The organism is Salinicola sp. CR57, assembly GCF_003206585.1.
Taxonomy (GTDB): domain Bacteria; phylum Pseudomonadota; class Gammaproteobacteria; order Pseudomonadales; family Halomonadaceae; genus Salinicola; species Salinicola lusitanus.
The window spans coordinates 410,545-436,690 of the sequence record NZ_PZJL01000005.1; the positions used below are offsets into that span (position 1 = coordinate 410,545).

The 26,146-nt window shown below is 63.9% G+C and carries 25 protein-coding genes; 11 read left to right on the forward strand and 14 right to left on the reverse strand.

The window, feature by feature from the left end:
- Nucleotides 1-198: 198 nt before the first annotated feature.
- From adk to DOM56_RS08555, 4 genes are all read left to right on the forward strand, one after another.
- Nucleotides 199-855: an adenylate kinase gene (gene adk, locus DOM56_RS08540; RefSeq protein ID WP_110598441.1), complete on the forward strand. Its 657-nt coding sequence runs from the start codon at nucleotides 199-201 to the stop codon at nucleotides 853-855.
- A 119-nt stretch (nucleotides 856-974) separates the two neighbouring features.
- Nucleotides 975-1,664 (forward strand): tRNA (adenosine(37)-N6)-threonylcarbamoyltransferase complex dimerization subunit type 1 TsaB, encoded by a 690-nt coding sequence (gene tsaB / locus DOM56_RS08545; RefSeq protein ID WP_110708370.1) that lies wholly within the window; start codon nucleotides 975-977, stop codon nucleotides 1,662-1,664.
- Nucleotides 1,665-1,715: 51 nt separating this feature from the next.
- Nucleotides 1,716-2,513: an undecaprenyl-diphosphate phosphatase gene (locus DOM56_RS08550; protein WP_110598439.1), complete on the forward strand. Its 798-nt coding sequence runs from the start codon at nucleotides 1,716-1,718 to the stop codon at nucleotides 2,511-2,513.
- Complete coding sequence (locus tag DOM56_RS08555; RefSeq protein WP_110708650.1) at nucleotides 2,510-3,283, forward strand: class I SAM-dependent methyltransferase; 774 nt, start codon at nucleotides 2,510-2,512, stop codon at nucleotides 3,281-3,283. The genes DOM56_RS08550 and DOM56_RS08555 overlap by 4 nt, the downstream gene beginning before the upstream one ends.
- A 56-nt stretch (nucleotides 3,284-3,339) precedes the next feature.
- Here DOM56_RS08555 and DOM56_RS08560 read toward each other — a convergent pair whose 3' ends face one another.
- Both DOM56_RS08560 and DOM56_RS08565 read right to left on the reverse strand, forming a co-directional pair.
- Nucleotides 3,340-3,765: a copper resistance protein NlpE gene (locus tag DOM56_RS08560; RefSeq protein ID WP_110708371.1), complete on the reverse strand. Its 426-nt coding sequence runs from the start codon at nucleotides 3,763-3,765 to the stop codon at nucleotides 3,340-3,342.
- A gap of 70 nt (nucleotides 3,766-3,835) precedes the next feature.
- Nucleotides 3,836-4,831 carry a DMT family transporter gene (locus DOM56_RS08565; RefSeq protein WP_232822231.1) on the reverse strand — a complete coding sequence of 332 codons (996 nt, stop codon included), beginning with the start codon at nucleotides 4,829-4,831 and terminating at the stop codon, nucleotides 3,836-3,838.
- Between the two features lie 86 nt (nucleotides 4,832-4,917).
- Here DOM56_RS08565 and DOM56_RS08570 point away from each other — a divergent pair, with 86 nt between their 5' ends.
- From DOM56_RS08570 to nspC, 4 genes are all read left to right on the forward strand, one after another.
- Nucleotides 4,918-5,169, forward strand: a complete 252-nt coding sequence (locus DOM56_RS08570) for a CsbD family protein (protein ID WP_157958188.1) — start codon at nucleotides 4,918-4,920, stop codon at nucleotides 5,167-5,169.
- A gap of 171 nt (nucleotides 5,170-5,340) precedes the next feature.
- The gene (locus tag DOM56_RS08575) at nucleotides 5,341-5,664 is read left to right on the forward strand and encodes a YnfA family protein (RefSeq protein WP_110708373.1); all 324 of its coding nucleotides are present in this window, start codon (nucleotides 5,341-5,343) and stop codon (nucleotides 5,662-5,664) included.
- Between the two features lie 275 nt (nucleotides 5,665-5,939).
- Nucleotides 5,940-7,139 (forward strand): saccharopine dehydrogenase family protein, encoded by a 1,200-nt coding sequence (locus DOM56_RS08580; RefSeq protein ID WP_110708374.1) that lies wholly within the window; start codon nucleotides 5,940-5,942, stop codon nucleotides 7,137-7,139.
- Entirely contained in the window at nucleotides 7,139-8,317 is a 1,179-nt protein-coding gene (nspC, locus tag DOM56_RS08585) for a carboxynorspermidine decarboxylase (RefSeq protein ID WP_110708375.1), read from the forward strand. The genes DOM56_RS08580 and nspC overlap by 1 nt, the downstream gene beginning before the upstream one ends.
- 50 nt (nucleotides 8,318-8,367) lie before the next feature.
- Here the strand turns inward: nspC and DOM56_RS08590 are convergent, their stop codons facing one another.
- Nucleotides 8,368-9,309 carry a LysR family transcriptional regulator gene (locus DOM56_RS08590; protein ID WP_110708376.1) on the reverse strand — a complete coding sequence of 314 codons (942 nt, stop codon included), beginning with the start codon at nucleotides 9,307-9,309 and terminating at the stop codon, nucleotides 8,368-8,370.
- Nucleotides 9,310-9,514: 205 nt separating this feature from the next.
- Here DOM56_RS08590 and DOM56_RS08595 point away from each other — a divergent pair, with 205 nt between their 5' ends.
- Nucleotides 9,515-10,552, forward strand: a complete 1,038-nt coding sequence (locus tag DOM56_RS08595; RefSeq protein ID WP_110708377.1) for a hypothetical protein — start codon at nucleotides 9,515-9,517, stop codon at nucleotides 10,550-10,552.
- Nucleotides 10,553-10,568: 16 nt separating this feature from the next.
- On the opposite strand, the gene DOM56_RS08600 is transcribed toward DOM56_RS08595, so the two are convergent.
- The 4 genes from DOM56_RS08600 to DOM56_RS08615 all read right to left on the reverse strand — a co-directional run bounded on the left by DOM56_RS08600 (nucleotide 10,569) and on the right by DOM56_RS08615 (nucleotide 13,619).
- Nucleotides 10,569-10,838: a DksA/TraR family C4-type zinc finger protein gene (locus DOM56_RS08600; RefSeq protein ID WP_110598431.1), complete on the reverse strand. Its 270-nt coding sequence runs from the start codon at nucleotides 10,836-10,838 to the stop codon at nucleotides 10,569-10,571.
- A 103-nt stretch (nucleotides 10,839-10,941) separates the two neighbouring features.
- Nucleotides 10,942-11,445, reverse strand: coding sequence for a universal stress protein (locus DOM56_RS08605; RefSeq protein ID WP_110708378.1), 504 nt, complete (start codon nucleotides 11,443-11,445; stop codon nucleotides 10,942-10,944).
- A 186-nt stretch (nucleotides 11,446-11,631) separates the two neighbouring features.
- Nucleotides 11,632-12,747: a L,D-transpeptidase gene (locus DOM56_RS08610; protein WP_110708379.1), complete on the reverse strand. Its 1,116-nt coding sequence runs from the start codon at nucleotides 12,745-12,747 to the stop codon at nucleotides 11,632-11,634.
- Between the two features lie 119 nt (nucleotides 12,748-12,866).
- Entirely contained in the window at nucleotides 12,867-13,619 is a 753-nt protein-coding gene (locus DOM56_RS08615; protein WP_232822232.1) for a murein L,D-transpeptidase catalytic domain family protein, read from the reverse strand.
- A gap of 221 nt (nucleotides 13,620-13,840) precedes the next feature.
- On the opposite strand from DOM56_RS08615, the gene DOM56_RS08620 reads away from it, so the two are divergent.
- A complete protein-coding gene (locus DOM56_RS08620) occupies nucleotides 13,841-15,313 on the forward strand; it encodes a carbon starvation protein A (protein WP_110598427.1) in 1,473 nt (490 codons plus the stop codon).
- Between the two features lie 106 nt (nucleotides 15,314-15,419).
- Here the strand turns inward: DOM56_RS08620 and DOM56_RS08625 are convergent, their stop codons facing one another.
- The 3 genes from DOM56_RS08625 to DOM56_RS08635 all read right to left on the reverse strand — a co-directional run bounded on the left by DOM56_RS08625 (nucleotide 15,420) and on the right by DOM56_RS08635 (nucleotide 20,220).
- Nucleotides 15,420-17,657, reverse strand: coding sequence for an NADP-dependent isocitrate dehydrogenase (locus DOM56_RS08625; RefSeq protein ID WP_110708381.1), 2,238 nt, complete (start codon nucleotides 17,655-17,657; stop codon nucleotides 15,420-15,422).
- A gap of 313 nt (nucleotides 17,658-17,970) precedes the next feature.
- Complete coding sequence (locus DOM56_RS08630) at nucleotides 17,971-19,050, reverse strand: beta-propeller fold lactonase family protein (protein WP_157958189.1); 1,080 nt, start codon at nucleotides 19,048-19,050, stop codon at nucleotides 17,971-17,973.
- Between the two features lie 159 nt (nucleotides 19,051-19,209).
- A complete protein-coding gene (locus tag DOM56_RS08635) occupies nucleotides 19,210-20,220 on the reverse strand; it encodes a DNA topoisomerase IB (RefSeq protein WP_110708383.1) in 1,011 nt (336 codons plus the stop codon).
- Between the two features lie 156 nt (nucleotides 20,221-20,376).
- Here DOM56_RS08635 and DOM56_RS08640 point away from each other — a divergent pair, with 156 nt between their 5' ends.
- Nucleotides 20,377-21,621 carry a DUF2254 domain-containing protein gene (locus DOM56_RS08640; RefSeq protein WP_110708384.1) on the forward strand — a complete coding sequence of 415 codons (1,245 nt, stop codon included), beginning with the start codon at nucleotides 20,377-20,379 and terminating at the stop codon, nucleotides 21,619-21,621.
- 13 nt (nucleotides 21,622-21,634) lie between these two features.
- On the opposite strand, the gene efeO (DOM56_RS08645) is transcribed toward DOM56_RS08640, so the two are convergent.
- From efeO (DOM56_RS08645) to efeU, 4 genes are all read right to left on the reverse strand, one after another.
- Nucleotides 21,635-22,498, reverse strand: coding sequence for an iron uptake system protein EfeO (gene efeO, locus DOM56_RS08645; RefSeq protein WP_110708385.1), 864 nt, complete (start codon nucleotides 22,496-22,498; stop codon nucleotides 21,635-21,637).
- Between the two features lie 127 nt (nucleotides 22,499-22,625).
- Nucleotides 22,626-24,017, reverse strand: a complete 1,392-nt coding sequence (efeB, locus tag DOM56_RS08650) for an iron uptake transporter deferrochelatase/peroxidase subunit (protein WP_110708386.1) — start codon at nucleotides 24,015-24,017, stop codon at nucleotides 22,626-22,628.
- A 19-nt stretch (nucleotides 24,018-24,036) separates the two neighbouring features.
- Nucleotides 24,037-25,188 (reverse strand): iron uptake system protein EfeO, encoded by a 1,152-nt coding sequence (gene efeO, locus DOM56_RS08655; RefSeq protein WP_110708387.1) that lies wholly within the window; start codon nucleotides 25,186-25,188, stop codon nucleotides 24,037-24,039.
- A 3-nt stretch (nucleotides 25,189-25,191) separates the two neighbouring features.
- A complete protein-coding gene (efeU, locus tag DOM56_RS08660; RefSeq protein WP_110708388.1) occupies nucleotides 25,192-26,040 on the reverse strand; it encodes an iron uptake transporter permease EfeU in 849 nt (282 codons plus the stop codon).
- Nucleotides 26,041-26,146 lie beyond the last annotated feature (106 nt).

The window sequence follows — 26,146 nt, forward strand, 5'->3', positions numbered from 1 at the left end:
CGGGGGCCGTTGGCGTTTATCGACTGGTGATCAGGTCTTGCTGGCGTGCTCGGTAGCGGTGCGTCGGTCCAGGCGAGTCTTGTGCGCTACCCGATCGGCAGGTATCGTCATGAGCCATTGACGGTGTCGTCTGCGTTGAGTTCTCAACGCCGTTGACCGGTCCGACAACCGATGCGATTCACGAAGGAGCAGTTATCAATGCGTTTGATCCTCTTGGGCGCCCCCGGCGCTGGCAAGGGTACCCAAGCCCAGTTCATCTGCGAGCATTTCCATATCCCGCAGATTTCCACCGGCGACATGCTGCGTGCCGCGGTCAAGGAGGGAAGTGAGCTGGGGGTCAAGGTCAAGGAGACCATGAACAGCGGTGCTCTGGTATCGGATGATCTGATCATCGCACTGGTCAAGGAACGCATCTCCCAGCCCGACTGCGCCAACGGCTTCCTGTTCGACGGCTTCCCGCGCACGCTCCCGCAGGCGGATGCGATGAAGGACGCCGGCATCAAGCTGGACCACGTGGTGGAGATCGCCGTCGACGACGAAGAGATCGTCAACCGGCTCTCGGGGCGTCGCGTCCACCCGGACTCCGGACGTGTCTATCATGTCGACTACAAGCCGCCCCGGGAGGAAGGCAAGGACGACGTCACCGGCGAGCCGCTGATCCAGCGTGACGACGACAGCGAGAAGACCGTGCGCCACCGTCTCTCGGTCTACCACGATCAGACCGAGCCGCTGGTCGGTTACTACCGCGAGTGGGCGGCCGAGGATGCCGAAGCCGCGCCGGAGTATCACCGTATCGCCGGCGTTGGCAGCGTCGACGAGATCCGAGAGCAGGTCCTCGCCGCGCTGAAGGGCTGACCCGCCGACGACCCACTGATCATTCCGAATGGCTCCGCCTCCTGGCGGAGCCATCGTTTTGACATCGCGATGGCGCTATACTCGCCACCTTCTTGATGCTGCCATTCCCCGGGAAACCGATGCCGACGTTGCTGGCGCTGGACGCCTCCTCTACTGCCTGCTCCTGCGCGCTGATATGGAATCACCAGATCGTTCAGCGTTTCGAGATTGCCCCCCGTGAACACACCCGGCTGCTGCTGCCGATGATCGACGAGGTGCTGGCGGAAGCCGGCGTGACCCTGGCCCAGCTCGACGCGGTCGTCTATGGCCATGGCCCGGGTTCGTTCACCGGCCTGCGAATCGCTGCCGGCATCGCCCAGGGGCTTGCCTACGGCGCCGACCTGCCGCTAATCGGGGTTTCCACCCTAGAAGCCCTGGCGCTCGCGGCTCACCGCAAATGGCACGCACGACACGTCATCGCCGCCCTCGACGCCCGCATGGACGAGATCTACGTCGCGGCCTATCACTGCCACGACGGCGTCTTGACCGTGACCCTCGAGCCACGCGTCATGCCGCCTTCGAGACTGCGTCTGCCCGACACGGATCGCGATATCGAGTGGCTGGGGATAGGCAGCGGTTGGCAACTTTTGTCTAATATACCTGTCGATGTACAGGTTGCATTGCCGCAAACCCTCCCCGACGAACTACCGGCGGCGGAGGATCTCGTGCGTCTGGCCGCCACATCATGGGAGCGTGGCGCGCGCGGCAGCGCGCCTCACGAGGTAATTCCCGTCTATCTGCGTGATGAGGTGGCGTGGCGTAAGGCGTGAAAGATCGAGGTCCACGATGGCGACCTCCTCGAACAAGGATATCGAAAGAAAATGGATGTTTTGCAACTGGCCGCACTCGCCATCATCCAGGGTTTGACGGAATTCCTGCCCATCTCCTCCTCCGCACATCTGATTTTGCCCTCCCAGCTCTTCGGCTGGTCCGATCAGGGGCTGGCCTTCGACGTGGCAGTCCATATCGGCTCTCTGGGCGCCGTGCTGTTCGCGTTTCGACATGAAGTCTGGCGTATTCTCCACGCCTGGTTCACTCAGTTCGGCGAGCGGGGGCAGACGCCGGAGAGCCGCCTCGGGTGGGCGATCATCGTCGGTACCATTCCGGCGGTCATCTTCGGGCTGTTGATCGAGGATTGGGTCGAGAGCGCGGGGCGCTCCGTGCTGGTGATCGCGACGACGACGATCGTTTTCGGCGTATTGCTGGGTATCGCCGACAAGCGGGGCTCCCGGATACGCCCGATCGAAACGATGTCACTCAAGACGGCGCTGTTGATCGGTCTCGCCCAGGCCATTGCCTTGATTCCCGGCACCTCTCGCTCGGGAATCACCATGACGGCGGCCCTGATGCTCGGTTTCACCCGTCAGGCGGCGGCGCGTTTCTCGTTCCTGTTGTCGATCCCGCTGATTCTGGCGGCGGGCTCGTTGAAAGGCGTGGAGCTGGTCCAGGCGGGCACTACGACGCAGTGGCACGAGATCTTTCTGGGAGTGGCGTTCTCTTTCGTGGCGGCCTGGCTCTGTATCAGGCTGTTCCTGGTCGCGCTGGACAAGATCGGCATGATGCCTTTCGTGATCTACCGACTGCTGCTGGGTATCGCCCTGTTCGTATGGGCGACATGAGCAAGGCGGCCCCGCCGCTGATCGTGGTCGGGGAGGCGCTGATCGATCTGGCCGCGCGCTACGGCCTGCCCTGGGCCGCCTCGGCACCTGCCGAGGGTCTGGTTCTGCAGCGCGCCGGGCAAGGGCTCGAGATCGCCGGTGACACCAAGCGTTACGGTCTTCCGGTCCGGGCCGATTTCGTCTCCGGCGCGGCGGCGCATCGGCGACGCTACGGCGGCGGGCGGGGACAACTGGTGGCGCGCGCCTGCGGATTCGGCCAGGGCGTGACGCCGCGGGTGGTCGATGCCACGGCCGGCCTGGGCCGGGACGCCTTCGTGCTGGCGTCGCTGGGAGCCGAGGTATTGATGATCGAGCGGGTGGCGGCGATCCATGCGCTGCTGGAGGCCGCCCTGTCGCAAGCGCTGGCGGACGATGAGGTGGCGGAGATCGCCGGGCGACTGTCGTTGCGCCACGCCGATAGCGCGGCCGAACTGGCGGCGGCTGTCGGCGACTGGCCGCAGGAGCCCCAGGTGGTGCATCTCGATCCGATGTTCCCCCACCGGGAGAAGTCGGCGTTGGTCAAAAAGGAGATGCGACTGTTCCGGGACCTGGCAGGTAGCGATGACGACGCCCCGCGCCTGCTGGAGGCGGCGCTGGAGGTCGCCACACATCGAGTGGTGGTCAAGCGCCCGCGGAAGGCTCCGCCGATCGATGGCCCCGCACCGAAGCATGTGGTGGAGGGGAAGACGAGCCGCTACGACCTTTACGTGCACCGCTCACTGAAGCGCTGAGCCGACTTCCGGGCGCGCCGGGTATCGCCCGGCGCGCCATTATCGACCGTGCACCGTTACTGGCGTTTCAACGTCATGTCGGCACCCGACTGGATCGACTGCATGTGCGTATCGAGGACTTCCAGATCGCCGTTATCGAGCGGCCGCAGGTAATAGATCGTGTTGCCGCCGGCACCCTTGAGCTCGTAGATCGTCGGCATCTGTTGCGGTCCGGCGTCCTTCAGGACCAGGAAGTTGCCCTGGGTCGTCATGGGCTCGTCACTGCGCCCCTGATAGAGGCTGTTCAGTACATAGGCCCCACCGGTGTCATCCATGTTCATCATCTCCAGGTCGACCTGGATGCCCGAACAGTCGGCGCAAGGTAGAACGCCTTCATACTCACCGGCCGCCTTCTCGTAAGGCGAGGGCGGCGTGCTGGCGCACCCCGCCAGGGCCAGCGTCAAGCCCAACAATCCCGCACCTATCAATCCTGAATTACGCATCGCTTATTCCTTTTTTAGCAGAATGCGATTTTCAGTATAGTTCGAAAATCCGGTGGCGAGCGTGTCGGGCTCAATCGCCGGTCTGGCGGGGTACCACGGCATCGCGCCGACGTCGGAACAGGATCAGCCAGAGCGCAACGCCGATCAGCGAGCCGCCGATGGCATGCGCCCAGGTCACCTGCTCGCCCAGGAAGAGCGCGCCCCAGAGCACGCCAAACGCGGGTACCAGCATGGTGACCGTGAGCGGCTTGACCGGTCCGAGATCTTCGACGAGCCGGAAATAGAGAAGGTAGGCCAATGAGGTGCAGGCGAGACCCAGCGCCAGCATTGCCCACCAGACGCCGCTGTCGTTCCAGGCAGTGGCCTGGTGTGTCAGCGCCAGTTGCCCGATCATGAAGGGCGCCAGCAGCAGCGTCGCGCCGACCTGCGAGCCCATGGCGATCAGGCGAGAGTCCAGGCCGCCGCGATCGGCCACCCAGCGCTTGACGATGAACCCGCCCAGCCCGTAGCAGACCGCGGCAGTCAGGCAGGCGGCGGCGCCAATGAGCAGGCCACCATCGATCCGGACGGGCCCCGCGCTCACCAGGACGCCGACACCCAGCATGCCCGCCGCGACGCCGACCAGCCGATCTCTCGTCAACGGCTCGTGAAACAATGTGGCGCCGAGGATCACCCCCATCAGCGGCGTCGAGGCGTTGAGCATCGCGGAATAGCCGGCAGGCAGGTACTGCGCGGCGATGCAGAACATGCCGAACGGGATACCGGAGTTGATCATGCCAATCGCTAGCACTGCTCCGAGCTTGCCGTCGAAGCGCCAACGCACGCGCAGTAGCGCCAGGATCGCCACCAGTCCCGCCGCACCGAGCAGCACGCGGAAGAACGCCGTGGGGAAGGCCCCCAGGGCCGGGGTAGCGATGCGCATGAACAGGAAACTGGCGCCCCATAGCGCCGATAGCAGAAGCAGACGACCAAGCGAGAGTAGTGGCATGCTGAACAGGCTCCGGGAGTGATCGGTGCGTAGCGTAAACCGCTCCTGCGCCGAAGTCTGGCGGTTTTCGGAACTCATGGGTTTTGTCGAGATCCTTTAAGCCAACTATGCTCAGGTGTCAGCGGAATGATTCCGCTGCGGCAACGGCAATCAAGGAGATCGAGATGTACGAAGATCAAGTGAAAGGACGCACCGAGGAACTCAAGGGCCATGCTCAGGAAACGATCGGTGGTTTGACCGAAGATGACAATCTCCGCCGCGAGGGCAAGGCCAGGCAGGCCGCCGGCAAATTGCAGGCCAACTACGGCGAGAAGCTTGACGACGTGCGTGAAGCCACGGTGAAGAACCCGATCAGCGCCTTGGCGATCGCCGGTGGTGTCGGCGTTTTCCTGGGGATTCTGCTCGGCCGACGTTGATGACTTCCTGAACGTGCCGAAGAACGTATCTCGACCCCGGCAGCAGGCCGGGGTCGTCGTGTCTGCCGGTAACGACCGCTGACGTCGGCCACGATCATAAAGCCTGCCTGGCTTGCGGCACGTCCCTCGAGACGCGACAGTCTGTCCGACATTCATTCATGGACTATCGTTTTGTCGACTCCTCTCATCTATCTCGCTGCGGCGTTGGCGGAAATCGCGGGTTGTTTCGCGTTCTGGGCGTGGTGGCGATCGGGCAGTTCCCCATTGTGGTTGGTCCCGGGCGCCATCAGCCTAGGGCTGTTCGCGTGGCTGCTGACGCTGGTGGACAGCGATTATGCCGGACGTGCCTACGCCGCTTACGGCGGTGTCTACATCGTCACCTCGGTATTGTGGTTATGGCTCGTCGAGCACCGCCTGCCGGATCGCTGGGATTTGACGGGGGCGGCGATCTGCCTGGTCGGCGCCGGCGTCATACTGTTCGGGCCCCGCGGTTGAAGGTGTCACACGAGGGCGGGATGGCGGAGGGCGCTGTTTCGTCTGACGGTAACGAATCCCTCCTAAAATCGACCGGGATTTGACGCGAAAAAGTCTTGAGGCCAGTCTCTGACGAGGTCATCATCTGCGACCTCTCGCCGGTTCCCAGGGACGGTACGAGAGACCAAGACCGGGGTGGCATCGGGTCGGGGTGCGCTGAATCTTATGAGACGTTAGTTGCCCACTACCGATAAGACCTTATCACTGTTGACTTTTCCCGATCTGGAAGCGAATTCATGAGCAAAGTCCTGATTGTTGGTGCCGGTGGCGTCGGTGGCGTCGTTACCCACAAGTGCGCACAGCATCCCGAAGTATTCAGCGAGATCTGTCTCGCCAGCCGCAACGAAGCCAAGTGCAAGGCCATCGCCGAGCAACTGCCGCGTTCGATCCAGACCGCTCAGGTCGACGCTGACAGCGTCGAAGCGCTGGTCGCGCTGATCGAGTCGTTCAAGCCGGATATCCTGATTCACGTGGCACTGCCTTATCAGGATCTCACCATCATGGAAGCCTGCCTTCAGACCGGCGTGCCCTATCTGGATACCGCCAACTACGAGCATCCGGACGAGGCCAAGTTCGAATACAAGGAGCAGTGGGCGTTTCAGGATCGTTATGCCAAGGCGGGTGCGATGGCCACGCTGGGCTGTGGCTTCGATCCGGGCATGACCAATATCTACTGTGCCTACGGCCAGAAGAACCTGTTCGACGAGATCCACCGGATCGATATCCTGGATGCCAACGGCGGCGACCACGGCTATCCGTTCGCCACCAACTTCAACCCGGAAATCAACATTCGCGAGATCACCGCGAACGGCCGTTACTGGGAGAAGGGCGAGTGGGTCGAGACACCGCCGCTGGCCGAGAAGCGCAAGTTCGACTTCGACGGCATCGGTGAGAAGGACATGTATCTGCTCTATCACGAAGAGCTCGAGTCGTTGTCCCAGAACATCAAGGGCCTGGAGCGCATTCGCTTCTGGATGACCTTCTCGGAGAAGTACATCACACACCTCAAGGTGCTCGAGAACGTCGGCATGACCCGCATCGAGCCGATCCAGGTCGAGGGAGTCGAGATTTCCCCGCTGCAGTTCCTGAAGCAGGTCCTGCCGGATCCGGCGTCGCTCGGCCCGCGCACCAAGGGCAAGACCAACATCGGCGTCATTCTCGACGGCATCAAGGATGGCAAGCGTCGTAAGGTGCACATCTACAACATCTGCGACCACGAGAAGTGCTACGCCGAAGTCCAGTCCCAGGCGATCTCCTACACCACCGGCGTGCCGGCGGTGACCGGTGCGATGCTGATGCTGGAAGGCATCTGGAAGGGCGAGGGCGTGTTCAACGTCGAGCAGCTCGATCCCGACCCGTTCATGGCGCGCATCGGCGAGATGGGGTTGCCGTGGCAGATGGTCGAGCTCGATCCTGACCAGGATCCACTGGCCTGATGGCGACGCACGACACCGGCCACTCGCTCGACGCGGCGCCGTTCGATGTCGGCGCCTGTCCGTCGCCAGCGTACGTGGTGGATGACGCGCTGTTGCGGCGGAATCTGGAGCTGCTGGGGCGGGTACAAGCCGAGAGCGGTGCCAAGATTCTGCTGGCGCTGAAAGGCTTCGCCATGTGGAACACCTTCCCGCTGGTGAGTCAGTACCTGGTGGGGACGACCGCCAGTGGGCAGGACGAGGCGCGCCTGGGCGCCGAGACGTTCGGCGGTGAAGTCCATGTCTATTCTCCGGCGTTCACCGCGCCGGAGATGGATGTGGTCCTGCGCTACGCCGATCACCTGAGTTTCAATTCGCCGAGCCAGTGGCGGCATTTCCGCGAGACGGTCAGGGCGGCGCCGCGCCGCGTCTCCTGCGGGCTGCGGGTCAATCCCGAGCACTCCACCGGTGAAGTGGCGCTCTACGATCCCTGCGCGCCGGGTTCACGCCTTGGCACCCGGGCGGTCGATCTGTCGCCGGGAGACGTCGAGGGGCTGGAAGGCCTGCATTTCCACGCGCTCTGCGAGCAGAACAGCGATGCGCTGGAAGCGACGCTGACGGCGTTCGAGGCCGGGTTCGGTCAGTACCTGGCCGGCCTGCGCTGGGTCAACTTCGGCGGTGGACACCACATTACTCGCGCCGATTACGATGTCGAACGCCTGGTGCGGGTGATCCGTGACTTCAAGGCGCGTCATCCCCATCTCGAGGTCTATCTCGAGCCGGGCGAAGCGATCGCGCTGAACACCGGCTATCTCGTCTGCAGCGTGCTGGATATCGTCGAAAACGATGGTCCCATCGCGATCCTGGACACCTCGGCGACGGCGCACATGCCGGACGTGCTGGAGATGCCTTATCGGCCCGAGATCATCGGCGGTGCCAAGCCCGGCGAGAAAGCCCATACCTACCGCCTCGGCGGAACGACCTGCCTGGCCGGCGACGTGATCGGTGACTATGCCTTCGACCGGCCGCTCGAGATCGGCGACCGGCTGGTGTTCACCGACATGGCACACTACACCATGGTCAAGACCACCACCTTCAACGGCATTCGTCTGCCGGCGATCTGCCGGATCGACGAGACAAGCCGCGAGGTGCGAACCGTCAAGACCTTCGGCTACGTGGACTACATGCAGCGCTTGAGTTGATGGGCCAGATGTCGGCCCTGGTGACAATGCCCCGCGCCGCGGGGCATTTTTCATGGTCGGCTGGGTGTGCGCTGCGCCTGAGAGAAAGGTGGCGCTGACTGGTATTGGGTGATGATATCCAGCAGCTCCTGTCCAAACCCGGGCAGGGCATGGTCGTCGCGAATCAGGATGCTGCGTTCACGGTATGCCCAGGCGTCGCTCAGGTGACGCACGCTCAAGCGCATGTGGCCTCGATAACGAAGTGCGCAGGACTCCGGAATGATACCCACCCCGACCCCGGCCTCGATCATGCGGCACGCCGATTCGAAACCGAAAACCTGAATTCTGACCGGCAGTGGCTTACCCAGCTCCAGCGCCTTCATCTCCAGATAATGAAACAGCGTGCTGCCTTCGTGCAGCGTGACATGGGGGTAATCCAGCGCATCCTCGTAGGTGACCTCCTCGCGTTCGGCCAGCGGGTGATCGAGTGGTGTCGCCAGCACCAGCCTGTCCTGGCTGAAAGGCAGCGTCTTCAGTCGCGAGGGCACCTCGACGCCTACCATGATGCCAAGAATGCCCATGTCGGCGGTGCCGTCGAGCACACCGCGGACGATATCGCTGGTCATTCGTTCCTGGAGGTCCACGGTGATACCGGGGCGTGCGGCGAGAAAATCGGCCAGCACCTCGGGCATGAATTCGATCACCGCGGTGGTGTTGGCGAAGATCCGCAGGTGTCCGGCAGCGTCGCTGGCATAGCCGGAGAACTCGCTCTTCACACGCTCGACCTGGCGCAGGATGAGATGGGCGTGCTGCAGCAGCCGCTCCCCGGCCGGGGTCAGCTCGACACCCTGGCTGCTCCGGTAGAACAGACGGCTTTCCAGTTGTGCCTCCAGCGACTTGACGCGGCCGCTGACCGCCGCCGTCGACAGATGCGCGCGCTGTGCGCCTGCCGTCAGGCTCCTGGCTTCCGCCACATGGACGAAGATACGCAGGTCCGCCAGATCGAAATGCATTGGGATCGGTTCCTTCGGTGCGACGCATGACAGTGAGGAGTTAGGTTTGCATTCCCGTGGCGGGCGGGATGTCACTAAGTCGATTCGACGACGCATCCAAGTCTATTTTGGGATTTTGGCCTCCGGGCACCCGCCGCCGGTTGCCCTGCCGTTTGTAATGGCCTAAATCTGGGCCGTTACGGCTTGCTACATGCGAGGGGATGCCATGAGATTACTACTTCACCCCGGTCATGCGAAGTGCGGTTCGACCAGCATCCAGCGGGCGATCATCCGCAATCGACCGGGACTGGCCGACAATCGGGTCGTCGTGCCCGATCCGCACCTTCGCCTGCCCGGCGATGCCGGGTTCGATCCCTATGGTGAAACCCCACGCGAGTTCTTTCGACAGGTCATGGAGAATGGTGGAGACACGACGTCTCTGCGCTCGCGCCTGGCGTCCTGGCAGGAGTCGCCACTGTGGCGGGACGCGACCTTCGTGATCTCCGCGGAGAACCTCATCAACCATCTGCTGGGGCCGATCGGAGAGGGCATCCATCGGGTGCTCGCCGAATACTTCGATGACGTCAAAGTGATCTATTACATTCGCCGGCAGGACGATTATCTGCTCTCCGCCTGGCAGCAGTGGGGGTTCAAGGAGGGCAAGTCATTCGCGGAATATAGCCAGGAAGCGTTACGCCGGGCCAACCCCCACTATCTGGCGGTCGGGCAGGCTTTCGGCAGACTCTATGGGGCGGCTCATGTGACGGTGAGACCGCTGCAGGCGGAGGCGCTACGAGGGGGAGAGCTGCTGACGGACTTCTTCGCTCATTTGGTGGAGGATCCGTCGACGCTCTCTTTCAACCAGGATCGAAGCAATCTCAGCCTGAATCCCTTTTTCTGCGAGATTCTCGCTGGCTATCAAGGGCTCTTCCGCGATATCCATGATGACAGGCTGAAGCAACGGCTGATCAGGACGCTGGGCGCCGGCAACGAGCTGTTCCAGCGTGAGAGGGATTTCATGGACCCGGAGATGGCTCGACGCATCATGACGCATCATCGCGAGGAGAATGCTCGGCTTCAGCAGCAGTTCTTCCCGCACGTGCCGTTCGAGGCCGTCTTCGGTGATCGCGATGCAGGGGAGCCGGACCCAGCCGCGCGGGTGCGCCTATCCCGGGACCGGGCCGAGCAACTGCAGAGGCATGTGATCCGGGACCTGCTCGAACTGCTGCAGTCGATGCCGGAGGGGGCGAGGTCGCCGGCCTGACGGCTCGACCACCCGCTCAGCGCAGTTGACTGTCCTTGCTGCCACGGCGATTGTAGCCGGCGCGGTGCGTCTGGTGGCGATCCGCTTCGGCCTGGCAGGCGATACACAACCGAACGCCGGGGACGGCCTGGCGGCGCGCTTCCGGGATCGGCGCCTCGCACTCCTCGCACACTGCCAGGCTGGGCCCGGCTCTCTGCAGTCGCAGCCGCGCTTCCTGGATACCGTCTTCTACGGTGCTGTCGATCTGCTCCTGAACCGCGCCGTCTTTTGCCCAGCCGCTGGCCATTGGCTCTCTCCTCCGGGAACCTCTCCCGCCGTGATCTCACAGCATGGTGGTGACCCTGGTGTCTCGCAAGTCCTGCGCACGAATTGTCGGCTCAGGCCGAGGATCAGTCGAAGTCGACGAATTCGTGGGGTGCCTGCGTCGCGTGCTGGTGCGGGGTCTCATGCACGCAGATTACCCGGCACTTGGCAACGTGGGTCACCTTGTGGGAAACGCTACCGATCATCAGACCCTTGAACTGACCGACGCCACGGCTGCCCATCACGATCGCGTCCACGTCCAGTCGCTCGGCTTCGGCAACGATCGTGCGGGCCGGCGAGCCCTGCTTGACCAGCTTGTCGAACTCGCCGTTGTAACCGGGAAAAGAGGGGAGCGTATCCAGCGCCACGTCCAGAATGGCGTGACCTTCGCGGAGCGCGGTGTCCGCCGAAGCCGCCTTGATCGCCGCTTCGACGCTCAGCAACTCGCCGCGGTGCAGTTGTGGATAGGGATCGCGGACATTCAGGAGATACAGCTTGCCCTGAACCGGTGCCGCCAGTTGGCAGGCGACATTGAGCGCGACATGGGAGTCCTCGGAACCATCGATGGGGACCAGCAGAGACTTGAACATGGCAACCTCCCAAAGGTGAAGGGAACCAGCGGAAGCGCTCCAGGGGCCGCACCGTCTCCGGTCGTCTGCGGCCGTTGACGTGTCACGACTCGTCGAATCGCTCGTCGACCATCAACATAGGCCAGTTCCGGGATGGGTCATAGTGGCTGAATGTCGCATGCCTCGTCGTGCCCGTCGGTGGCGACTTCAGTGGTTGGCGCCGGCATCAGATTCAGTGGCGACATCATCGAGCCAGTCGTGGGGGCCGACGCTGTCGATCACGCGCAGACGTTCGCCGCTGTTTTCGGGAGCCAGGTGCGCATCGGTGGCGACCAGCACGGTGCCGGGGGTGAGCAGAGGCAACACCTTCTGCTTGAAACCGTCCGGCACGACGACCTGATTGACCAGATCGGCGGGTACCCGCTGGCCGGCCGCACTCTCGTAACCCGGTACACCGATCGCGATCCAGGTGGGCATCGGCAATGCCCGGTTGTCTCTTCCGGGATTCGTGTGAGCGCTCTGTTGCGAGGTCGGGGGATGGAAATGCCCCTCGACGATATAGGCGCGAGTCCCCGTCACGGTATCCGAACGAGCTAGCTCGACACGGGAGCGGCCGATCTCGACACCGTTGCGATAGACCACGATCATGCGGTCGCTGCGGCTCAGCACCATCGAAATCGGCCCCGCGGCGGGGGGATCCATGGCCCAGCGCCAGCTACTGCCACTGGCCAATTGGGGCATGCCGGCATCGGCGCCGGTATGCGCATCGATCGGACTCAACGGGCCGGGGTGAACGAGGGAAACCGGCGCCTGACCTTCCTGGGCCACGACCACGGTCATCCCGAGGTTCGAGGCGTCGAACAGCAGGCGGGCGAACTCGGTGGGCAGGTGGACGCAGCCGTGGGACTCCGGGTAGCCCGGCAAGCCGCCGGCATGCAGTGCCACGCCGTCCCAGGTCAATCGCTGCTGGTAGGGCATCGGGGCGTTGCCATAGAGATTGGAGCGGTGATCCTTGTCCTTCTGCAGCACGGTGAAGACACCCGTAGGCGTCTCGTAGCCGGGGCGACCGCTGCTGATCGTGCTCACGCCGATCAGGATGCCGTTGCGATAGACGTAGGCCCGCTGCTCGGCCAGGCTGACGACGACGGCCATCGGCCCGGCCCGCTTGTCATCACCGCCCCAGATCCAGGCGCCGGGAGGCAGTCGGTCGAGTGGGGAATCAATAGGGTTCGATTGCTTGTCGCCCCAGAAAGGCACGGCAAAACTGGCCGGTGAGGCCAGCAGGGCAAGGCTCAACAGTAGCGTGAATCCCAACCGCAGCATTGGGGAGCTCCCTGACGACTGCCGGTTCTCTTCTCGTCATCGACGCCCGGCACCCTATCAATGTCGCCCCTGCGGGGGAACCTGGCAAGGTCCGGAAACAGGCGTTCCGTGGAGATCGTTCAGCGCGCGCCGAGCCAGCGATGCTCGTGAACGTTTTGCGCGACCCGGGCCTGCCCGCACCGGGCCAGCGCGGAACGCATCAGCCACTCGCGCTCGGGATAGTAGGAGAACACGAACTGGCCATCCTTCAGCACGTCGATCACGCCATCGGCGATGCCGGGGCGCAGGGCGGGGCACCCCCAACTGCGACCCAGCCGGCCCTGCGCCTCGCCGGCTGCCGGGTTCACGTAGTCAGCGCCATGGATGACGATCGCGCGGCTCATCGCCGCATCGTTGAAGCCGGGTTCCAGTCCCTCCATGCGCAGGGAGTAGCCGTTTTTGCCTTCATAGGTCTGGCCGGTCAGAAACAGGCCCAGGCTGGAGGCGTGAGAGCCTTCTCGGTTGGAGAAGTGATCCGGGATGTCCCCGCCCGAGCCCTGTCCATGCGCCACCACCTCTCGATAGAGGAGCGTATTGCGGGCCAGATCGAAGACCCAGAGACGTGGCGTCAGTGAAGAGCGGCTGTAGTCGATGATCGCCAGGCGTCGGGCGTTCTCTCCCACGCCGTGCTGCTGCGCGCACTGCATGATCCCCAGGCCGAGGGCGACGACGTCGGGATCGGCGTCCGGGGCCAGTCGATCGAGTGAGGCCGCCGTCGGCTGATATCTCACATCGGCGCGTGCCAGCAGGTCGGGAGCGGTCGATGGCGTTGCCGCCATCGCGGGGGAGATCGATGCCAGCAGGCCCGGCGAGGCGATGAGAAGGAGTGCCACGAGAGTCTTGAACATTGACGGTGTGGGCGAGGTGGCTGGAAAGGCGCCAGCATGCTTGAGAAGTCCCATCGAGACAAGCGTCGTCACCACCACTAAAGTCTAGATGTAATGTGCGGGCCTTATTCGTAAATTGGCGCGCTCTATCAAATTGCGGATCCTGCGGGTCCGTGTCGTACCTGCCGGATGCCCACAAGGCGTCTTTCCAGCACCAGGGGCCCTAGATGATTACATTCATTGGATCGATCCTGCTATTGATAGTGGGCTACTTCACATATGGGAAATTCGTGGAGCGGGTGTTCGTCACCGACCGCAAGCGACGCACGCCGGCGTTCACCATGCGCGACAACATCGACTACGTGCCGATGAACACCACGCGGAATTCGCTGATTCAACTGCTCAATATCGCGGGGGTCGGGCCCATCTTCGGGCCGATTCTCGGCGCGCTCTACGGTCCGGTGGCGTTCGTTTGGATCGTTGTCGGCTGTATCTTCGCGGGTGCGGTGCACGACTATCTCACCGGCATGATTTCGATCCGCAATCATGGCGCTCATCTGCCGCAGCTGGCGGGCAAGTTCCTGGGCAGGGTGATGAAGCACGTCGTCAACGGCTTCGCCATTCTGCTGCTGCTGCTGGTGGGTACCGTCTTCGTGACCTCGCCGGCGGCGCTGCTCGCCAACATGACGCCGTTGTCGATCACGCTGATCACGCTGGTGATCTTCGCCTACTACCTGCTGGCGACGCTGCTGCCGATCGATAAGGTGATTGGGCGCATCTATCCTTATTTCGGCGCGCTGCTGCTGTTCAGCGCATTGGGTATCGGCCTGGGCATGATCTTTACCGGCGCGCCGATTCCCGAGCTCTCGTTCCAGAACATGCATCCCCAGGGCGCACCGATCTTCCCGCTGCTGTTCCTGACCATCTCCTGCGGCGCGCTGTCCGGTTTTCATGCGACCCAGACGCCGATCATCTCTCGCACCACGGAGAACGAGAGCAACGGTCGCAAGATCTTCTACGGCATGATGATCACCGAAGGCGTCATCGCGATGATCTGGGCAGCGGCGGCGATGAGCCTGTTCCACGGCGACCACACGCTGTCCGACGTCCTGGCCGCCGGCGGCCCGGCCGCCGTGGTCAGCGAGGTCTCCACCACCATGCTGGGCGCCATCGGCGGTACGCTGGCCATTCTCGGCGTGATCGTGTTGCCGATCACCTCCGGCGACACGGCTTTCCGCAGCGCGCGCATGATCATCGCCGACTACCTGAAGGTCGACCAGCGCCCCATCGTCAAGCGCCTGCTGATCGCCGCGCCGCTGTTCGTGGTCTCATACGCGCTGACCCATATGGACTTCACGCTGCTGTGGCGCTACTTCTCCTGGGCCAACCAGACCACGGCCGTCATCGCGCTGTGGGTCGCGACCATGTATCTGGTGCTGGCACGCAAGCCGCACCTGATCACCTCGATCCCGGCGACGTTCATGACCATGGCGACCTTCACCTATCTCGCCTACGCGCCGATCGGCTTCGGTCTCTCGCTGCAGATGAGCTACGTGGTGGCGGCGATCGGTACGCTGATCTGCATCGCGTTGTTCATGAAGCGGGTACGTCGCCTAAGCGGCGGCCTGTTTGCCGTCGACGAGCCGGAAGTGCCGGCCCACCTGAACGGCAAGGGGGGAGAAGCGCTGGCGACGAGCTGAGCGCCAACGTTTCGCTCGTGGTAGACCTGCAAAGCAAACGGGCCCGTTTCTTTGGGTGTTGTGGCAGCGGTGAAACCGGCTCGATAACTTCGAGCCGGTGCGCCGATCAGGAAGCCTGGTAGAGCTTGCTCAATGCCGCGTTCAGCGTCTTGCTGGGCCGCATCGCTTCGCTCACCAGCTTGCCATCGGGGTGGAAGTAGCCCTTGATGTCCACCGGCTTGCCCTGAACGGCGTTCAGCTCGTCGACGATCGCCTTCTCGTTGTCGCTGAGCGTCTTGGCGATCTCCTCGAACAGTGATTTCAGCTCGCCGTCTTCGGTCTGGGCGGCCAGCTCTTTTGCCCAGTAGAGCGCCAGATAGAAGTGGCTGCCGCGGTTGTCGAGCTCGCCGACCTTGCGCTTGGGCGACTTGTCGCTGTCGAGAAACTCGCCGTTGGCCTTGTCCAGCGTCGCCGACAGGATGCTGGCACGGGCGTTGTCGAAGGTGCTGCCGAGATGCTCGAGGGAAGCTGCGAGGGCCAGGAACTCACCCAGTGAATCCCAGCGCAGGTGGTTCTCCTCCAGGAACTGCTGGACGTGCTTCGGCGCGGAGCCGCCGGCACCGGTCTCGAACAGGCCGCCGCCGTTCATCAGCGGCACGATGGAGAGCATCTTGGCGCTGGTGCCGAGTTCCATGATCGGGAACAGGTCGGTCAGATAGTCGCGCAGCACGTTACCGGTGACGGAGATGGTGTCTTCGCCTTTGCGGATGCGCTCCAGCGACACCTTCATCGCTTCCACCGGCGCGAGGATACGGATGTCCAGGCCGTCGGTATCGTGATCCCTGAGGTAGGTCTCGACCTTCTCGATCAGTTTGGCGTCGTGGGCGCGGTTGGCGTCGAGCCAGAAGATCGCCGGCGAACCGCTTTCACGGGCGCGATTGACGGCCAGCTTGACCCAATCCTTGATCGGCGCATCCTTGGTCTGGCACATCCGCCAGATGTCGCCGGCCTCGACGTCATGGCGGAACAGCGTCTGGCCGTTCTCGTCGGTGACGACGACGGTGCCATCGGCTGGGATGTGGAAGGTCTTGTCGTGAGAGCCGTACTCCTCGGCCTTCTGTGCCATCAGGCCGACGTTGGGCACGCTTCCCATGGTGGTCGGGTCGAAGGCGCCATGCGTCTTGCAGTCCTCGATCACGGTCTGGTAGATGGTCGCGTAGCAGCGGTCCGGAATCACCGCCTTGGCATCGTGCAGGGCGTCGTCGGTGCCCCACATCTTGCCGGAATCGCGGATCATCGCCGGCATGGAGGCGTCGATGATCACGTCACTCGGCACGTGCAGGTTGGTGATGCCCTTGTGGGAGTTGACCATCGCCAGTGACGGGCGCTCTTGGTAGAGCGCATCGATGTCGGCCTTGATCGCGTCCCGCTGTTCGCTCGGCAGTTTCTCGATCGCACTGTAGAGATCGCCGATACCGCTGCTGGAGTTGAAACCGGCCAGTTTCAGCGCCTCGGCGTGCTTCTCGAGCGCCTCCTTGTAGAACTCCTCGACCACGATGCCGAACATGATCGGGTCGGAAACCTTCATCATGGTCGCTTTCAGGTGCAGCGAGAACAGCACGCCGCGCTTCTTGGCATCCTTGATCTCGCTGTCGATGAAGTTGCGCAGGCGACGGCTGCTCATGCTCGCGGCGTCGACGACTTCGCTCTCCTTGACGGCGAGGCCTTCTTTCAGGGTGATATGGGTACCGTCTTTCTGCTGCAGTTCGATCTTCAGCTTGCCGGCATTGGCGATCACGGCGGACTGCTCGCTGCCGTAGAAGTCGCCTTCGCTCATGTGGGCGACGTGAGACTGAGAGTCGCTGCTCCACTCACCCATGCGATGCGGGTACTTGCGGGCATAGTTCTTGACCGACTTGGGCGCGCGACGATCGGAGTTGCCTTCGCGCAGCACCGGGTTGACCGCGCTACCCTTGGCCTTGTCGTAAGCTGCTTTGATCGCTTTTTCGTCATCGTTCTTGGGCTCTTCCGGATAGTCCGGCAGCGGATAGCCCTGGCCCTGCAGTTCCTTGATGGTTGCCTTGAGCTGCGGCCCCGAGGCGCTGATGTTGGGCAGCTTGATGATGTTGGCTTCCGGCGTCGTCGCGAGTTGTCCGAGTTCGGCCAGATCGTCGCTGACGCGCTGCTTGTCGCTCAGCAGATCGGGGAACTGGGCCAGGACGCGAGCGGCGAGAGAGATGTCGCGGGTTTCGACCGTGATGCCGGCGGTACCGGTGAAGGCCTCGATGATCGGCAGCAGAGAGTAGGTGGCCAGAGCCGGGGCTTCGTCGGTCAGGGTATAGATGATCTTCGGCGTATTGGACATGTCTGTTCGTTAACCTCTCTTTGGCAATGACACGAAGTGTCGAGTGCGTGCGGAAACTCGAATGCGCGGCGCGCCGTTTCGGTTCGAAACGTCTGCGCTCGACGCCGTCCTCTGTCGGTCACCCGACGCGTTCTCGAGTCCTGGACGTGATATCCGCCCGAACCTCGGCTTCTGGCGTCCTGGATGCCCGGCACTCGGACTGAAATCGGTCGCGGCGACGGTGCGTGAAAGTTGTCGACAACCCGCGGTCGCGACCGAGTATACCAGCGGTAGGTGACCAGCGCATTCACGTGACCCGGTAGCGGACCGGCGATCACGGCTGTTCGAAAGATACGATCTCCACCCAGTTGGTCTTGCGGCCGGTGGCGACATCGTTGACATGGCTCAGCTCGCCGCTGGCCGCTTCGATGCGATAGAGCGACAGGTGATCGCTCAGTTCGCCGGCGGCTACCAGGTAACGCCCGACGGGATCGATCCCGAACCCCCGGGGCTGTGTCACGGTAGGCCGGGTGCCGACGAAGTGGAGCTCGCCGGAATCCGGGTTGGCGCGTAGCGTGCTCAGGGTGCTGCCGGTGCGCTCGGAGAGGTAGAGATAGCGCCCGTCGGGCGTGACGTGCAGATCGGCGGCCCAGATACGAGGCGTGTCGTCCCCGTCGGGAATCTCCTCCCGGGGCATGCCGGGCGCGAGGCCGTGGTTCGCGGGCAACCCCTGGCAGACGCCCACCCGGCTCAGCGTGCCGCTGTCGGCATCCAGCGCGAAGGTCGTTACCGTGGCGTCGAACTCTCCCAGTACGTAGACGAATCGCCCGTTCGGCGAGAAGACGAAATGGCGCGGGCCGGAGCCGGTCGCCGTCTTGGCGACGGCCGGCTCGTTGGGAGCGAGCGCACCGTCGGCGAAGTAGAACTGGGCCAGTTGGTCATCGCCCAGGTTGGTGGCAAGAACGTGATGATTGTCGGGCGTCGTCTGGATGGCATGCGCGCGGCTGCCGGTGCCAAGCGTCTGGGTGGCATCTCCGGCGACACCGTTGGCATCGATGGGGCTGACGCTAACCAGATCACCGCCGTAGGAGGCGGCCAGCAGGTAACGGCCGGCGCGGTCGGTGGCGATGTAGGCCATGCTGCCGTAGAGCGCGCCACTGCCCAGCGGCGTCAGCTCCCCGGTGCTGGCTTCGATGCGATAACTCAGCACCCGCAATGGGTCACTGCGGACCGCCGCGTAGAGATACTGCCGATCGGGACTGATGGCCAGCGGCATCACATTGTCGGCTGCCTCCGTGGTGGCGAGCGGAATCAGTTGGTCGGCGCTCCGATCCAGCCGGTAACTGCCAATGGTTCCATCGCCGGCATTGGCGACGTAGACGACGGTATCGAGCGCGGGGGCGGTGGGGGGCATGCGGTGTTCCTGAACGGTTGAAAGAGGTCGTGCGAAAGTCACGTCGTCCCGGCGCGTGTTGACCGGCGGCCCGGTGACGACGAATGGCAGAAAGACAAGGTTCCGTTTTAGCATCGGCCGCCCGGTGGCGTCGATTGCCGATAGGTCGAGCCGCTGCCCTCAGCGCTTGGCGTCCAGTCGGCTCTGCAGCAGCTTGAGAATGGCACGCTCGTCGGGGCCGATCAGTTCATCGTCCTTTGCCAGTTCGGTTTCCACCAGCTTGCGGAAATGTTCCAGCGTCCGGCCGTCGAGGTAGCTCTCGACGACACGCGGGTCGATATAGCTCGCCTTGGCGATGCTCGGCGTGTTGCCCAGCGTCTTGGCAACCCGTTCGACGGCCTGGCGCACGTTGCCCTGGCTTGTCTTGTCGTTGTCGCCGGGCCCCAGCTCCTCCAGTGCCAGTGCCGCGATCGAGGTCCCAGCCCAGGTCCGAAAATCCTTGGCGCTGAAGCGCTCGCCCATCACCTCGTGGATATAGTCGTTGAGGTCGTGGCTATCGACCTTGACCTTGCGGCCTTCGTCATCGAAGTATTTGAAAATTTCGTAGCCGGGGATGTCATCGAGCTCGCTGACGATCGTCGCCAGGCGCTCATCTTCGACGACACGATGCTGTTCCTGCCCGCTCTTGCCTCGGTAATCGAAGATCAGCTCGTCACCATCGATGGTCAGATGCTTCGAGCGCATGGTCGTCAGGCCATAGGAGTCGTTCTCTTCACGGTAGCGCTCGCTGCCGGGCCGGAAGTAGGCGCTATCGATCAACCTGACCATGCAGGCGAGGACCTTTTCCCGTGGCATGCCGTCGAGTAGCAGGTGCTGGCCGGTCACGCGTCGCATCGGCGTCAGGCGCCGGGCGAACTCGACGATTCGATCGAACTTCAGTATCTCGCGCTTCTGTCGCCACTTGGCGTTGTAGATGTACTGCTTTCGGCCGGCGCTGTCGCGTCCCGTGGCGTGGATGTGGTGACGCTTGTCGAGCACGATCTCCACCTCCTGCCAGGCCGGCGGAATGGCCAGCGATGCGATCCAGTCGCGCCACGCCTTGTCCTTGAGTGTCTTGCCGTCGTCCAGGCGGTAGGTGAAGCCCTTGCCGCAACGGTGGCGAGTGACTCGCTTCGGGGTTCTGGCAGTCATGGCAAACTCCTTTTGCCGAAACCGATCATCGGTGCTGCCCGCCGTCATTGGCGTGACAGATTCGAGATCAGGATAGACCAGCGCCGTCAAAACACTCGGTGCATGCCGGTTTGACCTAGACTGAGCGGATTCTGGTTCAGGGACGGGAGTGGCGAGATGGTAGGACGTTTTCGGTGGGTGTGGCGCCGGCTGCACCGATCCTTGTGGTATCGCGCCACGCTGTTCTCGTTGGGCGGGGTGCTCACGGCCCTCGTCGCCTGGTTGGCGTCGCCCTGGTTGGACGTTCCCTCGGCTGTCAGCATCGGTGCACGATCGGTGGACAGCATCCTCAATATCATCGCCTCCAGCATGCTGGCGGTAACCACTTTCTCGCTGAGCGCGATGGTAACGGCGTATGGCTCGGCGACCAGCAACGTCAGTCCGCGGGCGACACTGCTGCTGATCGAGGACCGCATCACGCAGAATACCCTGGCCACGTTCATCGGTGCGTTTCTCTTCAGCCTGGTCGGCATCATCGCCCTGGCCGCCGGGGTCTACGATGAAGACGGCCGTACGCTGCTGTTCGCCGCGACGATCGTGGTCATCGTGCTGGTGGTCTATCAACTGATCAAGTGGGCCGGTTACCTGACGCGGTTGGGCCGTGTGCGAGACACCATCGCCAAGGTCGAGCGCGCGGCGAGCGACGCGCTCCAGTCTCGCATCGAGAACCCTTATCTCGGTGGTCAGGCAATGCCGGCGCACAGCCGGCCGGAGCTGCATCCCGTTCGGGCCGGCGAGGTCGGCTACGTTCAGCACATCGACATGCCGCTACTCGATTCGTTGGCGACCAACGAGCGAGAAGCGATCTACGTGCAGGTGCTGCCGGGCAAGTTCGTCGATAGTGGGGTCGTACTGGCGACAAGTGGCGAGACCAGCGATGAGCGGGCGGGGAAAATCCGCGACGCATTCACCATTGGCCCGTCACGGCGCTTCGAGCAGGATCCGCGCTTCGGCATCATCGTACTGGCCGAAGTTGCCTCCAAGGCGCTCTCGCCGGGTATCAACGACCCGGGCACCGCCATCGACGTGATTGGCTGTGGCGTTCGCGTACTGGCACCGTGGGTAAGGCATGCGGCCGACGGTATCGATGAAGCCGAACAGCCGGCGGCCCATGTCTTCGTCGAGCCACTCTCGACGGCCGATGTGTTCGACGATTTCTTCACCCCGATTGCCCGGGACGGTGCCTCCACGGTGGAGATCGGGATCCGGCTGCAGAAGGCATTGAGCGCGCTGTCGGAGATCGGTGACGAGCGCTCCAAGCGTCTCGTCAACGACCACCGCGAACTGCTGCTCAAGCGCTTCGAACAAGGGCTGACGCTGGAAGACGATCTTCAGCGGGTCAGGCGCGCGGCGAGCGACTGACCCGTGGATCCGCTCAGTTCAGGCCGAGCAGACCGCGAAGCGTCGACAGGTCCTCGGCGAGCACGGTCACCGGCCCGGTCAGGGCCCGGCGATCGGCATCGCTGACCTCGTCGTAGGATTCGAAGCCTGCGCTGGGGTCGTCGGCGTCCAGGCGATAGTCGGCCAAGGTCTCTTCGACGTCGTCGAAATTGGCCTGGACGCGTTCGACGAAGCCGGCATCCTCCTGCGCGGCCAACGGCTTGAACAGCTCGAAGATCTCCCGCGCGCCGTCGACGTTGCCCTGGAAATCCCAGAGGTCGGTACGGCTGTAGCGATCCTCCTCGCCGGAGACCTTGGTCGCCGCGACCTCCTCCATCAATGCGGCAGCGCCGCCGACGACCGTCTCTGGCGGGAAGGTCAGGCCCTGGACGCGACTGTCCAGATCGTTGACGTCATCCATCAGGCCCTGGGCGTATTTGTCCATGCCGTCGGTGCTGTGGTCGTGAAACAGGGCGTATTCGAGACGGTGGAAACCGGTGAAGTCGGGATCCTCGACGCCTTTCTCGTAGTCGTCCTCCCGCGCGTCGATGCTGGCGTCGAGATCGGCGAACAGTTCGGCGATCGGCTCGATACGCTCGTAGTAGACCCGGGTCGGGGCATAGAGCGCCTGCGCCTTCTCGACGTCACCGGCCTCGATGGCGGCGGTGAAATCCCGGGTGTGGCTGACCAACTGCTCCAGATTGTCGAGCACGTAGAGCTTGTAGTCGGCGACCGGGCCGACCAGCGCTTCGGGAGCGACCGCGGCCTGGGCTGCCGGAGCCGTGAGCAGGGCGGTGATAGGCGCGAGCGGGAGTAGCGCGAAAGCGCCGGTCGCGATCCACTGTCGAGTTGTCTTCATTGTCTGCCTCCGTTGAATGATCCGAGTGCCAGTCGGCGGTCGTGCCTCGTCGGCTCGTCGTCGCGAGCGCAATTGTTCTTGCTGTCCATTCGCCTTGTCCGACGCCTGCTGCCCGTGCCGAACCGGCTCAGGCCGAGGCGGCCAGCAGGCCGCTGCCCAGGAAATCGTTGGCGTCCCGTGCCCCGGGCAGCACGAAGAAGTAGCCGCCGCCCACCGGCTTGATGTACTCCTCCAGCGGCTCGCCGTCGAGGCGATGCTGGACGGTAATGAATCCCGCCTCCAGATCCGCCTGGAAGCAGAGGAACAGCAGCCCCATATCGAGCTGTCCGTTGGCCTCGACGCCATTGGAGTAGTTGAACGGCCGCCGCAGGATGCGATTTTTCTCGGTGGCGGACGTACGCGGATTGGCCAGCCGGATATGGGCGTCGAGCGGGGTGATCTCGCCCTCCGGGTCCCGCGTGTAGTCGGGGACGTCCTGCTCCTTGCCCTCCGTGCCATCCCCGGAGAGCGGCGCACCGCTCATCTTGCGACGACCGAAGATCATTTCCTGCTCCTGCAGTGGCGTGCGGTCCCAGCGCTCGACGAAGTTGCGGATGATGCGCGCCGCGAGATAGCTGCCACCGCGAGCCCAGGCCGGTTCGTCATGATCCCCGCCGACCCACACCAGCTCGTCCATCAGCGCGTCGTCGCTGCCATCGGGATTGGCGGAGCCGTCGCGGAAACCGAGGAAATTGCGGGCGCTGCCGTCGCTGTCGCCTGGAGCGGGCGGCAGCAGCGGCACGGTGCCCTCCTGCTTCCAGCGCACCATCAGCAACCCCGGCGTATTCTTGATGATGTCGCGCAACGCGTGATAGCCGGTGTCCAGGGTGTTGGCGCAGATCTGGAGCGCCAGGTCGCCATGGCAGCGCGCGGCATCCAGCGCGTCGTTGGGGAAGCCCTCCATGCGCTGCAGGCGCTTCGGCCGGGCGCCCGCCAGGCCGAAGCGCTGATCGAATAGGGAGTCGCCCACCGCGAGGGTCATGGTCAAGCCGTCAGGGGCGACCACCGGGCCCAGGATGCCGGAGTCCGGCGGTGGGAACAGCGGGTTCCGCTCGGGAATGCTGCCGCCCTGGGTCAGAAAGGCCATCCGCTCGGTCAGTATCTTCAGCAGCCTTTCCAGATCGTCTCGATCCCGCGCCAGCACGTCGAACGCGACCAGCATGCCGGTGGCCGGGCGGGGGGTGACGATGCCCTGCTGATGATGGCCGTAGAAGGGATAGCGCAGTTGCGAGTCCTGCTCCTGCGGCGCGCTGGTGACATCCTGGCCGTGTCCGGTGGCAGCCAAGGCCCGGGCCGGGCAGGCGCCACCGAGCCCGATTCCGCCCAGCCCCAGGCCCAGGCCGGTCAAGCCGGCGCCCTTGAGGAAGCGGCGGCGTTCACGGTGGGTGGGCGTGGACGTGTCGGACTGGGAGAGTGCTGGCTGGGAACGGTCTGTCCGGCGATGAAAGGGACAGCCTGAATGACGATCGAACTGACTCATGAGCGATGACCGAGGTCGATTAACCTTTCAGGGTGAGGGTTTGGTTGATACCGGCTAGCGAGTCGGCCAGGGCACTGGCCGCCTGCAGCAGGCCCCCGGCGGCGACGCCGTCTGGCGTCGACGAGTCGGCCGCCGGAAGATCCCGCTGTAGCGTGCTCAGGTTGGCCTCCAGCGTCTGCAGGGTGGCAGGAGACTGACGCGCCAGAAGCGGTGCCAGCAGCGAGACGATCTTGTTGGCCCCTTCGGTCAGGGCGACGAGATCGGCAAGGTCTGGGCCCGCGATGGCGTTCTCGCCACGATGGTGGTCGAGCCACGCCTCCAGCACGCGCGAAGTTCCGTCCGCCAGTTGGGCCGGCGGGATCGAGGCGTGCTTCAGCCGTTCGCTGAGCGTGTCCACATCGGCCAGCAGTTGCGCAGCAACCGGCGCCAGGCCGGCGGTATCCTGCCGTTCGAACAGGCCGTAAGCGAGCCGATGGAAGCCGACAAAGGCAGGGTCGGCCTCGCGCCGTTCGAAGTCGTCGGCGCGCGCATTGAGGCGCTGATCGATATCGCTGTAGAGGCTGATGGGCATGGCCAGATGCAGATCGGCGCGACGCGCTTCCCGATAGGCACGGTGGGCGGCATCGAGGTTGCCGGCACCGATCGCATCGCGCAGCTCGACGGCACTGGCGCGGAGCTTGCGCAACTGCAGCGTGGTATAGACGCGGTACTCGGCCAGCGCGCCCACGAAAGCGGTTGCCGGAAGGGTGGACGCCGGAGCGCTCGAATCGCCGGCGAAGACATGCAGGGTGCCGCGTGGATTGCTGAGCAGGCCGCACGTCATCACGTAATCACCCGCCTTCAGCGTCGCGGTCAGCGGTTGGCGCAGGCCGGGCGCGATGTTCTCCCGCTCCGCAAGCACCATCACGCCGTCGATGATCTCCCACTCAATGGCCCGGTTCGACCGGTTGACCACGGTGAACGTGCGCTGTCCGGCGGGGACTTCCAGTCGGTTGGGCTCGCAACCGCTGGCGGTCACCTCGACGACCTGGCCGTCGTCGCCGGCCGGATTGACGGCCCGCAGCGAGAGCGTGAAAACGCCCAGGGCAACCAGCATCAGTAGAAACGACAACGCCATCCCCAGGCGCAGGGCGCGAGAGGAGGGCGGCGCGACGGACGTGGCCTGTGACATGGCTCAGGCTCTCCCGTGCCGGGGCTGGGTCGCCGTCGAGGCTCGGGGCGATGACGGACCAAGCCACAGCAGCCACGACGCGACGGCCAGATAGCCGATATAAGCCACGACTTCACTCGTCGTGGGGGCCGGCTGGTAGCCGAAAATGCCCGAGAACAGCGACCCCAGTGGCGTGTCCAGCGGCAGACGATCGCTCAGGTCGAAAACCACACCCTGGGCGTGATTCCAGAGACCCGCCTCGTGCAGCGCGCGCACCGAGCCGGCGAACAGGCCTGCCGCGACCAGTAGGATGAACAGGCCGGTAAGACGGAAGAAGTGCGCCAGCGGTAGCTTCAAGCTGCCACGGTAGAGGGCCAGGCCGGCGACAGCCGCGACGGCCAGCCCCAGTAGCGCGCCCATGGGCGCCGCCGAGCTGCTGCTCTGCTGGAACACCGCCAGCAGAAAGAAGATCGATTCCAGTCCCTCGCGCGCCACGGCGAGAAAGACCATGCCGATCAGTGCGTAGGTGTGGCGTCTATCGCTGCCGAACGCCCGGTCCAGCGACCGGGTGAGCTCTCGCCGCATGCCGCTGGCGGCGCGTCGCATCCACATCACCATCCAGGTCAGCACGCCGACAGCGAGGAAACCGACCAGTGCTTCGAACAGCTCCTGTTGACGCTGCGGGAACTCGGCACTGGCGAACTGCAGTCCCGCACCGACGAACAGGGCCAGCGCGGCGGCCAGGAAGATGCCGATCCACACGGCGGGCATCCAGGCGCCACGGCCGGTCTGGCGGAGATAACTGGCGATGATGCCGACGACCAGGGCCGCTTCCAGCCCTTCTCTCAACATGATCAGAAAGGGTACCAACATGACGGAGATCCCGTGACGAGTCGCGGTGAACGATGATCAGACGATAACGGGTGAAACGGTGTGAATGATACTTGTTATCACCTTCGTTCGGTAACACTTTTTCACG